Annotated in this window: 11 protein-coding genes, 1 pseudogene and 1 riboswitch; of the genes and pseudogenes, 5 read left to right on the top strand and 7 right to left on the bottom strand. The window is 38.4% G+C overall.

The features are described from left to right. The first annotated feature begins 60 nt into the window (after positions 1–60). On the top strand, positions 61–672 hold the full coding sequence (locus LFLEISCH_RS01290; protein ID WP_007472249.1) for a CPBP family intramembrane glutamic endopeptidase: 612 nt from the start codon (positions 61–63) through the stop codon (positions 670–672). Between the two features lie 176 nt (positions 673–848). Further along, a complete protein-coding gene (locus tag LFLEISCH_RS01285) occupies positions 849–2,999 on the top strand; it encodes an ATP-dependent Clp protease ATP-binding subunit (RefSeq protein WP_007472246.1) in 2,151 nt (716 codons plus the stop codon). A 48-nt stretch (positions 3,000–3,047) separates the two neighbouring features. Here LFLEISCH_RS01285 and LFLEISCH_RS01280 read toward each other — a convergent pair whose 3' ends face one another. Further along, positions 3,048–3,530, bottom strand: a complete 483-nt coding sequence (locus LFLEISCH_RS01280) for a methylated-DNA--[protein]-cysteine S-methyltransferase (RefSeq protein ID WP_007472244.1) — start codon at positions 3,528–3,530, stop codon at positions 3,048–3,050. A 119-nt stretch (positions 3,531–3,649) separates the two neighbouring features. On the opposite strand from LFLEISCH_RS01280, the gene LFLEISCH_RS01275 reads away from it, so the two are divergent. From LFLEISCH_RS01275 to LFLEISCH_RS01265, 3 genes are read left to right on the top strand one after another with little or no spacing between them, the layout of a single operon-like run. After that, positions 3,650–4,699 (top strand): acyltransferase family protein, encoded by a 1,050-nt coding sequence (locus LFLEISCH_RS01275; RefSeq protein WP_007472242.1) that lies wholly within the window; start codon positions 3,650–3,652, stop codon positions 4,697–4,699. 28 nt (positions 4,700–4,727) lie between these two features. Further along, entirely contained in the window at positions 4,728–5,102 is a 375-nt protein-coding gene (locus LFLEISCH_RS01270; protein ID WP_007472241.1) for a DUF4064 domain-containing protein, read from the top strand. A gap of 59 nt (positions 5,103–5,161) precedes the next feature. Then, complete coding sequence (locus LFLEISCH_RS01265) at positions 5,162–6,364, top strand: VanZ family protein (protein ID WP_007472240.1); 1,203 nt, start codon at positions 5,162–5,164, stop codon at positions 6,362–6,364. Here LFLEISCH_RS01265 and LFLEISCH_RS15510 read toward each other — a convergent pair. From LFLEISCH_RS15510 to LFLEISCH_RS01235, 6 genes and pseudogenes are all read right to left on the bottom strand, one after another. Beyond that, on the bottom strand, positions 6,361–7,695 hold the full coding sequence (locus LFLEISCH_RS15510) for a TrkH family potassium uptake protein (protein ID WP_149806148.1): 1,335 nt from the start codon (positions 7,693–7,695) through the stop codon (positions 6,361–6,363). The two genes, LFLEISCH_RS01265 and LFLEISCH_RS15510, sit on opposite strands and share 4 nt — an antisense overlap. Positions 7,696–7,746: 51 nt before the next feature. Then, positions 7,747–8,511: pseudogene (locus LFLEISCH_RS15505) on the bottom strand (TerC family protein); the annotation flags it as partial. A 98-nt stretch (positions 8,512–8,609) separates the two neighbouring features. Further along, positions 8,610–9,377 carry a TerC family protein gene (locus LFLEISCH_RS01255; protein WP_007472233.1) on the bottom strand — a complete coding sequence of 256 codons (768 nt, stop codon included), beginning with the start codon at positions 9,375–9,377 and terminating at the stop codon, positions 8,610–8,612. 30 nt (positions 9,378–9,407) lie between these two features. Then, positions 9,408–9,562, bottom strand: a riboswitch (yybP-ykoY riboswitch). 72 nt (positions 9,563–9,634) lie between these two features. Then, entirely contained in the window at positions 9,635–11,203 is a 1,569-nt protein-coding gene (locus LFLEISCH_RS01250) for a peptide chain release factor 3 (protein ID WP_007472231.1), read from the bottom strand. A gap of 535 nt (positions 11,204–11,738) precedes the next feature. After that, complete coding sequence (locus LFLEISCH_RS01240; RefSeq protein ID WP_007472226.1) at positions 11,739–12,212, bottom strand: glutathione peroxidase; 474 nt, start codon at positions 12,210–12,212, stop codon at positions 11,739–11,741. An 18-nt stretch (positions 12,213–12,230) separates the two neighbouring features. Continuing rightward, positions 12,231–13,283: a M42 family metallopeptidase gene (locus LFLEISCH_RS01235; protein WP_007472225.1), complete on the bottom strand. Its 1,053-nt coding sequence runs from the start codon at positions 13,281–13,283 to the stop codon at positions 12,231–12,233. Positions 13,284–13,377: the final 94 nt, after the last annotated feature.

Raw genomic sequence — 13,377 nt, 5'->3', positions numbered from 1 at the left:
ATAAGCTATTTTCGATTAAAGTAATGAATAGATAAGAATTTTTTAAGAGGTGTTTTTGTATTGAGAAGCAACAGGATAGATTTTAAGCTGATTATAGGGCTTCTGTTAGCTGCCGTACTGATTTTTCTTACCTACCAATTCACAAAAAGTTTTTGGTATATGTACGGGGCGAGCATGTTATTTTTACTTAGTTTTTGTATTTTCAACGTTGATTTAAAGAAGAAATTTTCATTTTTTAAAGGTATATTGCCTGCTGTTTTTTCAGCAATTATTTTATATCTTATTTTTTATGTTGGTGCGTTTATCTTCAAATTTATGCCATTTGGTTTAAATGCTTCCGTACATAGTGCGTTTAACAAATATGCAACAGATAACTGGCTAGTTTGGATTTTACTTATCGTAGCCATTGTTCCCGGAGAAGAAATTTTCTGGCGCGGTTTTGTTTTACAGCGATTACTAGATGCCTACACCACTTGGTTTGCTGTCTTACTCTCTGCCTTTCTCGCAGCTTTATTTGTTTCAGTTAGTGGAAACATGGCGATGGTGATTGGTATTTTCACAGCCTCCCTATTTTGGGGCTTCTTATATGTTTGGCGAAGTAGTTTACTCATGCTTTATCTCTCGCATTTGATATTTGCTTTTCTACTTCTCGCTGCCCTCCCTATTTATTAATTATGACGCGTAGATTTATAAAATTTAAATCTATGCGTTTTTTTTTATAAAAAAATAGGAGCAAAAAACTTGAAAGTCAAAAAAAGGTCAGTGTATACTATAAACATAAGGTCAAATATAGTCAAAGTCGAATTGACCTGAAATTGATTCTTATATTTAAAGGAGGAAATCAATTTATGTTATGTCAAAACTGTAAACAAAACGATGCAAGAATCCAATTATATATGAATGTGAATGGAAATCGCGTAGAGATGCCACTTTGTGAGTCTTGTTATGCGACACTTAAAAATAATCAATCCAACTTTATGCAAAATAATGGCTCACCATTTGATGATATTTTCCGTCAAATTAGTGGTGGCATGAACCAAAATCAAGGCCAAGCAAGACAACAAAGCCAAGTGCAAACTGAAACTACAGGAGGCAGTGGCCTCTTAGATGAATTTGGAACAAACCTTTCTAAAATGGCACAAGAAGGTAAATTAGATCCGGTCATCGGTCGTGATGATGAAATCAAACGGACAATTGAGATTTTAAACCGTCGGAATAAAAATAATCCCGTTTTAATCGGGGAGCCGGGGGTCGGTAAAACAGCTGTCGTTGAAGGATTGGCGCGAGCTATTGCGGAAGGAAATGTTCCAAACAAGCTTTTAAACAAAGAAGTGATTTTACTTGATGTTGCTTCGCTCGTTTCTGGAACAGGTATTCGCGGTCAATTTGAAGAGCGTATGAAACAACTTATTTCGGAATTAACGGCACGTGAGGATACTATTTTGTTCATCGATGAAGTGCACACGATTGTCGGTGCTGGTTCTGCTGAAGGGTCTATGGATGCTGGGAACATTTTAAAACCAGCACTTGCTCGTGGTGAACTGCAAATGATTGGTGCAACTACTTTAAGCGAATATCGCAAAATTGAAAAAGATGCAGCGCTTGAACGTCGTTTCCAACCCGTTATCGTTAATGAGCCAAGTCTTTCAGCCACACTAACCATTTTAGAAGGCTTAAAAGAAAACTACGAAAACTTCCATGAGGTCGTTTTTTCAAAAGAAAGCTTAGATGCAGCGGTGTCACTAAGTGCGCGCTATATCCAAGACCGGCACTTGCCGGACAAAGCTATCGACTTAATGGATGAAGTGGGCTCCAAATACAATTTAACCATTGAAAAATTAGATGAAAAAACCGTTACAGAACGACTAAATCGTTTGGAAGCTGAAAAAGATGCGGCCCTTCAAAAAGAAGATTATGAAAGAGCTGCTAAAATTCGCGATGAAATTACACGACTCACAGAAAATAAATCGCAAGTTGGTATTTCCGAGCGACCTGTCATTCAAGCCTCTGATATTCAGGCGCTTATTGAAGAAAAAACAGGTATTCCAGTCGGTCGTCTCGAACAAGACGAGCAATCGAAGTTGAAAGACTTGGAAGCTCATTTAAACGAAAAAGTTATCGGTCAAAAAGAAGCCGTTAAAAAAATTACAAAAGCGATTCGTCGCGGCCGGGTTGGCTTAAAACAAAAAAATCGTCCAATCGGCTCCTTCCTCTTTGTTGGTCCAACAGGGGTTGGTAAAACCGAACTAGGTAGAACGCTTGCGAATGAACTTTTCGGCTCTGAAGATGCAATGATTCGCCTCGATATGTCTGAGTTCATGGAACAACATAGTGTTTCAAAACTTATCGGTTCGCCTCCTGGCTACGTCGGTCATGAGGAAGCTGGTCAACTTACCGAAAAAATCCGTCGTAATCCTTACAGCATTTTACTTCTTGATGAGATGGAAAAAGCGCACCCTGATGTTCAGCATATGTTCCTCCAAATTTTGGAAGACGGCCGTTTGACGGACTCACAAGGAAGAACCGTAAGCTTTAAAGATACTGTCATCATTATGACAAGTAATGCCGGAACTGGCACAAAAGAAGCTTACGTAGGTTTTAATCACGGAAATGACAAATTGGAAAGCGGTAGCGATTTACTTGATCGTTTAGGCTACTACTTTAAACCAGAATTCCTTAACCGTCTTGATAGCGTGATTGAATTTAACAGCCTAGAAAAAGAAGACTTAATGCAAATTGTCGATTTAATGTTGCAAGATTTAAATACTATGTTACACGCACAAAATATGGAAATTGAAGTTTCAGATGCAGTCAAAGAAAAATTAATCGATTTAGGTTACGATGCTAAATTCGGTGCACGACCACTGCGCAGAACGATTCAAGAACACCTAGAAGATGCTATCGCAGACGTGCTAATTGATAAACCAGAGCTTAGCGAAGTGTCAGCTAGCTTAAATGACGAAGGAAAAATCGTTGTTGGCACAAAAGTAACCGCCTAAATACAAAGAGGTTCGTAAAAGGTATTTACCTTTTGCGAACCTCTTTTTTTATGTCCAAAAATCGTTTTTATGATTCATTTCAAGTTCAAGTAAAGCTACTTTTGTTTGAAAATCTGCCCCATTATACCCGCCTAGTTTACCATTTTCTTGAACAACTCGGTGACACGGAACAAGAATTGGAAGTGGATTTTTCCGATTCGCTTGCCCTACCGCCCGAACAGAAGATTCATTTTGTATCGCCCTAGCCACTTCTTTATAGGACCAAAATTCACCATAAGGAATGGTTAACAACGTTTGATACACAGACTGTTCAAACGGTGTCCCGCTTATTTGAAAATCTATTTGAAATTGTTGTAACTCACCTGAAAAATAGGCCGTGAGCTCCTCTTTAAGCTGATTCATGACCCGTTTTTCTTCCTGCGAACCCGTTTCATGTAAACCCTTGGCACCATATGAAATCCTCGTCACATAGCTATTTTGGACAACTAAATCAAGTTTTCCTAATGGACTTTCAAGCGAACTAATTTCCATTCCAGACCCTCCTTTGTAATATTAAACAATTAATTTGTTAAGGTTTTGTCGGTTTATTGTCACAGCATTATGGGAAAATAGGGATAGATTTATGTAGAAAGGACCGTGTGGTGAAATTTATGGAGACAATAAATCAAAGTAAGCCACGGGATCACTATTTCGACAATGCAAAATTTATTTTAATTTTCTTAGTTGTTTTTGGTCACCTCTTACAAACATTTGTTGCTGAATATGCAAGTGTACGTGTATTATACATCTTTATTTACACTTTTCATATGCCAGCCTTTATTTTAATATCAGGTTATTTTGCAAAAGGATTTAAAAAGCCAGGTTATCTCATGCGCACCATGAAAAAACTTATTTTACCTTATGTTTTTTTCCAACTTATTTATTCGATTTTTTATTATTATTTACTAGGTCAAAGTAGCATTTCGCTAACGCTGCTTGACCCAGAATGGTCACTTTGGTTTTTACTTAGTCTTTTCTTTTGGAACATTTTACTCTATGGTTTTGCAAAATTAAAGCCAGGCTTAAGTATTTCAATTGCGGTTACAATAGGACTTTTAGCTGGCTATTTTGACATGATTGATGGTTATTTAAGTTTATCAAGAACCTTTGTCTTTTTCCCCTTCTTTTTAGTTGGCTTTTTCATGCAGAAAGAACATTTTAAATGGTTACAAACGCGTATGGCTCGAATTTTAGGAAGTGTCATTATGCTTGCGATTCTAATTTTCATTATTTCGAGCCCTGACTTAAATGAAAACTGGTTTTTAGGCTCTAAGCCATATGGGAATTTTGTTGATGTTAAAACATTTGGACTTGTGATTCGCGGCATTATCTATTTCATAAGTTTCCTATCCATTGCCTCATTCCTTACTTTTGTTCCTAAAAAGAGATTATTCTTTACAAAATGGGGTAAAAATACTTTATACGTGTATCTACTTCATGGCTTTTTCATCAAAATGTTTCGCGAGGGAAGTATGTCTGATTTCAGCTACACGTTAAATACATTTATTCTCTTGTTAGCAATTTCCTTTGGTTTAACGGTTATTTTGTCCAGTTCGGTTGTGAATACGTTTGTTCAGCCGATTATTGAACTTAAAATAAACCGTTTAAAAGCGGCTTTTGTCAGATTAAAAGAAAAGATATTGCCGAATGAAGGATACTAACAAGCGAAGCGTCTAAGGAGGAATAGACATGGCCAGTCGCAAACCTGAAATCATTCTTGGTCTTATTGGATCAATAATTGGACTCGGTGTAGGCATTTGGATTGTCAATTACGGGGAAGAACTCACAGCTTATATTCAAACATTTACGTATTTTTCAGGAGCATTAGGGGATAATGTGACACAACTAGGTTGGATTACATTTTTCGCTTCTGCTATCGCACTTATTGGAACCTTACTTATTGGAAAAGCACCACGCACGTGGGGTGTTATCATTTTCCTAATTGGGCTAATTTTATTTTTCGTAATCGGAACAGCTTGGATTGTTTCTGGTATTCTACTTGTTTTAACAGGTCTTATGGGAATATTTAGACGTCCAGTTCCAAAATCTTGGAATGCCAAGTAAAATGATTTAAAATGAGTTTGTTGCATTTTGCAGCAAACTCATTTTTTAAGGGGGACATGATGTCTTATTTCGTTCCAATTCAAGTTGCACTACTATTATTTCCATTTTTAAGTATTCTTCTTACTATTCCATTCGCCATTTATTCCTACCGAAAATTTGGCAGTATCACCTTTATGCGAATTTTTGTCTTATTTACGTTCATTTTTTATTTAATGACCGCTTTTTTCATGACCGTTTTACCACTACCTGATATGGATCTTGTAGCTAATTCCAAAGCACCGGATCCACAACTCATTCCTTTTCATTTTGTAGCTGACTTTATAAACCAAACCAAACTTGTATTAAGTGACCCGTCTACATATTTACCAGCGCTTACTCAAAACGTTGTAATTCAACCGCTGTTTAACATTTTCTTACTCCTCCCACTAGGCGTTTATTTGCGTTATTATTTCCGGCTTTCAATGGGTAAGACCACACTGATTGCTTTTTTTCTATCTCTTTTTTTTGAGATCACTCAACTCACCGGACTCTTTTTCCTTTACCCCCATGCTTACCGCTTATTTGATGTAGATGATTTGATGTTAAACACGCTCGGCGGCTTTATCGGGTACGTGCTTGCTCCGCTCTTTACGTTCTTTTTACCTTCGCGGGAAAGAATGGACCAAACAAGTCATGAGCGTAGTGAACGCGTCAGTTTCGTGAGACGCTTTTTGGCTACCGTCATCGATTGGTTTCTACTAAACGTGACAACAGGCCTATTAACCTGGCTCCATCTCCTACCGTTCTCTGAAATTGGTTCCTCTGGTTCCGACTATTATAAAAAAATCATTTGGCAAATCCTACTTATTTTCTTATATTTCATCGTACTACCAAGCCTTACAAACGGCTTAACTTTAGGAAAGTGGATTGTGCATATCCGCATTGTTCGCATCGGTGAAAGCCGTGTCAAATTCAAGCATCTGCTCGTGCGTTATGGTTTACTTTATTATCTCATCGGTGGTTTAATTCTTATCCCACTTAATGAACAAATACCTAAAATCACCACGCCAGAACTCACACTCATTTTATTCGCCATTTCCGCGACTATCGCATTCTTATTTGCCATTCACATTAGCATCAACTTTTTCGCAAAAGACAAACGCTTGTTTTATGAGAAGATGAGTCGCACAACGGAAGTAAGTACGTATCAATTAAAAAAAAGAACAACCTTAAAAAAAACCGTTTTGCGATATGCAAAACGGTTTTTTCCGTTAACAACTTAACCTGTAATAATCTTCTCTTTTGGCAAGCGAATCGCATTTTTAGGTTCGCTTTTCTTACGTAAACTTAACATCGAATACATAATGCCCACACGGCCAATAAACATTAAGATAATAATAATAATTTTCCCTGCCACACTTAAATTTGGCGTGAGGCCAAGCGATAAGCCACAAGTTCCAAATGCTGAAAAGACTTCAAATATAATTTCAATGAGCGTAGCATTTTCTGTTTGTGCCAAAATGATGATTGACGTTAAACATAAAATACTCGCAAAGATGATAACCGCAAGCGATTTTCTAACATCTTCTTGATGAAGTTCACGACCAAAAATATAAATATGATTGCGCCCACGAATGACCGAATATAAAAATAAAATCGTAACCGCAAACGTAGTCGTTCGAATACCACCGCCAACCGAACTCGGCGAAGCACCAATAAACATAAGAAATGAAACCACTAAAAGCGTAGGAATCGTCAGCGCCCCACTATCAATCGTCTGCAGACCCGCACTTCTAGACGTTGCCGAGAGAAACATCGAATTGAAGAAGCCCTCATCCAAACTGGCACTTTTAAAGAAATGATTGAACTCCATGCCCCAAATCAGCAACCCCCCACCAATTAAAAGCACCAAATACGTGAGCGTCGTAACCTTGACAAAGAGCGAAAAACGGAACGGATAGAGCGTATTCTTTTCAAATAAAAAACGTCGCGTTTCAAGTAGCACAGGGAAGCCAATTCCACCTGCGACAATCAGCAAGATGGCAATAAACTGCACAAAATAATCGTTTACAAATGGCATTAATGAAGTGCCCGTTATGTCCACCCCGGCGTTTGTAACTAGCGAAACCGAATTATAAATCCCTTGAAACATCGCCTCACCCACCGTTGGATAAAACGGGATGAAATACAGTCCTAAAATGACGGCACCGATAATTTCAATCCCGAAAATGAGAAGTAAAATCTCACGTAGCATCCGAACCATGCCACTCATCGTATATTGGTTTGTATCCGTCATAATAAGTTGCCGTTGCTTAAGCCCGATTTTCCGCCGTAAAATTAAGTAGAAAAAAGTGCTAAGCATCATCACGCCGAGGCCACCGAGCTGGAAAATTCCCATCAGGACCCAAATGCCTGCCGTACTATAAGAATCCCCCACATCAATCGTCGCAAGCCCCGTTACACTAACCGAACTAGCCGCAATAAAAAGCGTATCTAAAAAAGGCACATGCACACCCGGTTTTTGCGTAAAAGGGAGACTAAGTAGAATCGTTGAAATCGTCACCGCGAAAAAATAATACGCGATAATAATTTGAACTGGTGTCATGCGCGACAAAATAATTCTAATTTTACTTTTGATCGTCTGATTTTGAAGATAAAGTTTCTTTTTGCTGGTCTTTTTTCTTTTTTTTCTAGCAATGATATAACCACCTATACCGATTATTAGCATGACGGCCCAAAATGTCAGCTTCCATGCTGTCGAATCTGGAAAATCTTCTGGTAATATTCCCACTGAAGGATGTGCAAGCGTATATACACCTAATTTTACACCAACCCAGCCTACGATTAAAAAGGCTGCTGTTTCGAGCGTTGGATAGCGTTCTAGCAGTTTCACAACTTGTGTAGCCGCAAAACGGATGACGATTAATCCCGCTAGCCCGCCTAAAAACATCACAATAAATTGTCCGCCGTTCATACCTCCAATATTAAAATCGCCTAAATCTGGAAGTGTCATGGCAAGTGCTGCAGCTGCAAGCATGGAATCTAAGGCAAACGCAATATCCGTTAATTCCACACGCATGACAGTACCCCAAAATGAGACCGGCTTTTCATTTTCTGCTAAATTTTTATGTTCTTCATTTTTACCGCGTTTCAAGTCCACCATATGTTTAATTGCTAAATAGAGTAAATAAATTGCGCCGATTGCTTGTATTTCCCATATTTTCACTAAAAAAGAAATTAAGAAAAGAGCAATAAATCGAAACACGAAAGCACCGACTAAGCCGTAAAATAGAGCTTTTCTTTGTTTATCATGAGGTAATTTTTGCACGATAACCGCCATTACAACGGCATTATCAGCGGATAATATCCCTTCCAGTGCAACCAGTACAAAAAAGACCCATATGTACTCGGCTAAAATTGAAACATCCATTTTCTTCACCTCATTTTTCTATGTACACACAAGAAGGCTGCACCATACACGTACATACCTTCTCATTTTATACCCTTATTCAAAAATTGTTAAGCCTTTTATTCATTAGATTGCGTTTTTTTCTTTTGTTTGACGGAAATAAGCCATCCCCAGATGATAATTAAAATCATAACGCCCCAGAAAATAAGTTTCCATGTTGTAGACTCTGGGAATTCATGCGGAATAACGCCTAAGCTTTCATGCGCCAACGTATACACAACTAATTTTACACCAACCCAGCCTACGATTAAAAAGGCCGCCGTCTCAAGTGACGGATAATTTTTTAGTAACTTCACAAATTGTGTTGCGGCAAAACGGATGATAATCAGTCCGACTAAACCGCCCAAAAACATAACAGCAAATTGTCCGGTATCAATACCCCCAATTTGTCCCCAACCAGTTTTTGGAAGTGTAATCGCTAAGGCAACGGCTGCAAGCATGGAGTCAATCGCAAAGGCAATATCTGCAATCTCTACTTTAAGCACAGTCATCCAGAAACCGGAGCCTGATTTTTTCGCTTCTTTTTCATTATGATCGGTTCCTTTTATGTGTTTCACAATATGGCTAATGGCGATGTATAAAAGATATAATGCGCCAAGTGCCTGAACTTGCCAAACATTTGCAAGAAAAGAAATTAAGAATAGGGCTGCAAAACGAAAGACGAAAGCTCCCATGAGGCCGTAAAAAAGCGCCTTTTTTTGTTGTTTTTCTGGTAAATGTTTTACCATTACTGCCATAACGACAGCATTATCTGCGGCAAGTATGCCTTCAAGTCCGATTAGAACAAGTAGTACCCAGCCATATTCCAAAAGCATTGCAGTGTCCACTAAAATTCCTCCTTCGATTTTGTGCCTTTTGACAAAGCCGAGTAAATAAAAAACGAGACCTCACCCACTACGGGCAAAGGTCTCGCTGACATGTTACATGTTAATAAAACCGATGAATGATCCATTCATGTAATGACGATTTTATCCTGGTCCGAAAACCAGCGCTACTCCCCTTTGACTATTGTCAAAAAGATATATAATTGAACTCTACAATTTGACTATACCATGTTTTTAAAAATAAAGTCAATTGTTTTATTTTAAAGTAAAGAAGTTAGTTCGATGTCTGGATTTTTATCTTTAAACCAATTAATCGCAAACTCATTTTCAAACAAGAACAGCGGGGCATCGAAACGGTCTTTGACAAGCATACTTCTTGCAGTCGAAAGCTTCTCGTCCACATCTTCTTCGCGAATCCAGCGTGCAATTTTCTTCCCAATTGGTTCCATAATGATTTCCGAATTATATTCATTCCGCATCCGGTGCTCAAATACTTCAAATTGAAGTTGTCCCACAGCGCCAATAATATAATCTTCCATTCTCCACGTTTTAAATAATTGGATAGCGCCTTCCTGAACGAGCTGCTCCACCCCTTTATGGAAGTGTTTTTGTTTCATGACATTTTTAGCCGATACACGCATAAAAAGTTCAGGCGTAAATTGAGGCAGTTTTGGAAATTCTATCGTTTTACTTCCACTAGAAATGGTATCACCAATTTGATAATTTCCCGTGTCGTATAATCCAATAATATCCCCGGCCACAGCGCGTGATACATTTTCACGGTCATCTGCCATAAATTGCGTAGAGTTGGCAAGCTTCATTTGTTTCCCTGTACGCGTTAAAGTTACGCCAATACCGCGCTCAAATTCACCCGAGCAAATACGCACAAAAGCAATACGGTCGCGGTGAGCAGGATTCATATTGGCTTGGATTTTAAAAATAAAGCCAGTAAAATTTTTATCATCCGCCGCAATGTCCCCTTCATTCGTCTCATGGGCACTTGGCGACGGCGCAAATTCAACAAACGTTTTTAAGAACGTCTCTACCCCAAAGTTCGTTAAAGCACTTCCGAAGAAAACTGGCGTCAGTTCACCTTTTGCAATTTTTTCGCGACTAAATTCGTTTCCCGCCTCATCTAAAAGCATAATTTCTTCCAAAGCTTGGGTGTAATAACTTGATTTTTGAATGTCGTGTGCCTCTTTTAAGTCGCCTTCATCGTTTAGTGGCAAAAAGGTCTCATCATCATTTGCGCGGTAGCGCTCTACAACGTTATGGTAACGGTCATATAATCCCATAAGTTCTTTCCCCATACCAATTGGCCAGTTCATCGGGTAAGATTCAATGCCGAGCACTTCTTCTAATTCAGATAAAAGTTCAAGTGGCATTTTCCCTTCACGGTCCATCTTATTCATAAAGGTAAAAATCGGAATACCACGCATTCGACAAACTTTAAATAATTTAATGGTTTGGGCTTCAATCCCTTTTGCGGAATCGATTACCATCACAGCTGCATCAACCGCCATAAGTGTCCGGTACGTATCTTCACTAAAATCGGAGTGCCCAGGCGTGTCTAGAATATTAATTCGACAATCGTGGTAATCAAATTGCATCACAGAACTTGTGACCGAGATACCACGTTGCTTTTCAATTTCCATCCAGTCACTTGTGGCATATTTCCCTGTTTTTTTCCCCTTAACGGTTCCCGCAGAACGAATGGCCCCTCCGAAAAGAAGTAACTGTTCCGTAATCGTTGTTTTCCCTGCATCCGGGTGGGAAATAATCGCAAACGTTTTACGCGTCGCTACTTCTTTTTGTAAATCCTGATTCATGATTTCATTTCCTCCTCGACTTATTCACATTTTTATAGTATATCATAGGAATTCCAAAAAAAATACCTGCTAAACCGCAATCATCTGTGTTTACTGACATAATTGTGCAAAAAAATGAGCCCTAGCTGAAACATAGGACTCGGAAAATTCAAATGATGCTAAACATAAGACTAACAAGTAAAAATATAAGAATGCTACACATAATAGCAGCAAACCAAAATCGTCTACCTTTTATATGATAAGCTATTAAAATCCCTACAGAAAGTACTAATAAAATTTCTAACCAGAGCGGGAAGCCTAATGTTACTTTTGTAGATAAAACGATAACCATAAGGTAAATATACCAGACGGCATATACAAGTAAAAATACGCCTCCCATCTTTTTTTCAAAGTTTTATTCATGTGCCTCATCCTCTATGCTTAGTATGGTTTCGAATTAAAAAACCATTCACCCACACTTTTTAGTTGTCTATCTATCAAATAAAACGATGTTACAAAAACTCATCCATTAAGGATGGCTAAACGCGCAATCACTCTATGATTTTCCCAAAGCCGCGCGAATATTTTCTTCAATATTTTCTGGTTTTGTTTTGGAAGAAAAACGCTCAATAATATTGCCGTTTCCATCAATTAGAAACTTCGCGAAATTCCATTCGATTTTCTTTCCACCTGTTTCTGAAACGAGGTATTTATAAAGCGGATTGGCATCGCGACCTTTGACTTTCGTTTTTTCAAACATTTGAAATGTCACGCCGTAATTCAGCTTACAAAATTCCATAATTTCTTCGTTTGTACCGGGATCTTGGCGTAAAAATTGATTGCAAGGAAAACCTAAAATTTCAAATCCGTCTTTTTGGTAGGTTTTATATAAGGATTCAAGTCCCTCTAATTGTGGTGTCAAGCCACATTTACTAGCTGTATTCACAATTAACAGTGTTTTTCCTTCATAAGCCGAAAGCGGGATATTCTCTCCGTTCATCGCTACTTCCGTAAAATCATGTACATTCATCTTTTTACACCTCCAAATTTACTCCACCATCGCACTTAAAAGATAGTGGTAAAGCAACTTTTCCGTATGATAAAGCGAGTCACGATGGGTACGCTCATAGGCATGGCTAGAATCAATTCCAGCCCCGATTAACCCGTGGACAATATCATTACCTGCATGAATTGCCGCACTAGCATCAGAAGCATAATACGGATAAATATCCACTTTATAGTGAATATCATGCTGTTTGGCAAGCGCCACTAAATTTCTCCGTAATTCATAGTGATACGGACCACTACCATCTTTCGCACAAATCGAGACCGTAAACTCATCAGAAGCCTGCCCGTCACCAAGCGCCCCCATGTCAACCGCCAAATATTCTACAACCTCCGCCGGAATATTCGAATTACCTCCGTAGCCTATCTCCTCATTATTTGAGATTAAAATATGGGTTGTATATGGCAGTTTAACCCCAGTTTTATGAATATGCCTGATGAGACGAAGAAGCATTGCCACACTCGCTTTATCATCCAAATGGCGCGACTTAATAAATTCATCGTTTATAATTTCGGTCCGCGGATCAAAAGAAACAAAATCGCCAACTTCAATGCCTAATTCGCGTACATCTTCTTTTGAAAAAACACGGGCATCCACACGCACTTCCATATTACGTTCATTTCGTTCTGCCGTACCCGCATCTTTATAAACATGCACAGACGTTTGATGCATTAAAATGGTACCTGTAATTTTTTTCCCGTCTGAAGTTTCAATTGTGCAATATTCCCCTTCAATAGCATTAAAACGGAATCCTCCAATTAAAGAAAGTAATAGACGTCCATCTGCTTTGATTTCTTTGACCATCGCGCCTAGTGTATCCACATGCGCTGTAAGCATTCGGTGTTTATCTGTATTTTCACCAGATAACGTAACAAGTAAGCCACCCTTATTGTTAAAACGATAACTTAAACCTAAATCTTCTAAATCTTCTCCAATTTTCGCCATAATTTCACGTGTATTTCCTGTTGGACTTGCTATTTCAGTGAGTTCTTTAATTTTCAACATCGTTTCCGTTGTATTCGGTTCGTAAGACAATTTAATTCCTCCTTTACTCTCTTATATTATAGACTTTTATTCAAAAAAAGGCACAAATGATGAATTTCTTTGACAAAAAGCTATTTTTCTATGC

Origin of the sequence: Listeria fleischmannii subsp. fleischmannii LU2006-1, from assembly GCF_000344175.1 — a bacterium.
GTDB classification, from domain to species: Bacteria; Bacillota; Bacilli; order Lactobacillales; family Listeriaceae; genus Listeria; species Listeria fleischmannii.
This window is presented reverse-complemented; position numbering and strand designations above follow the sequence as displayed.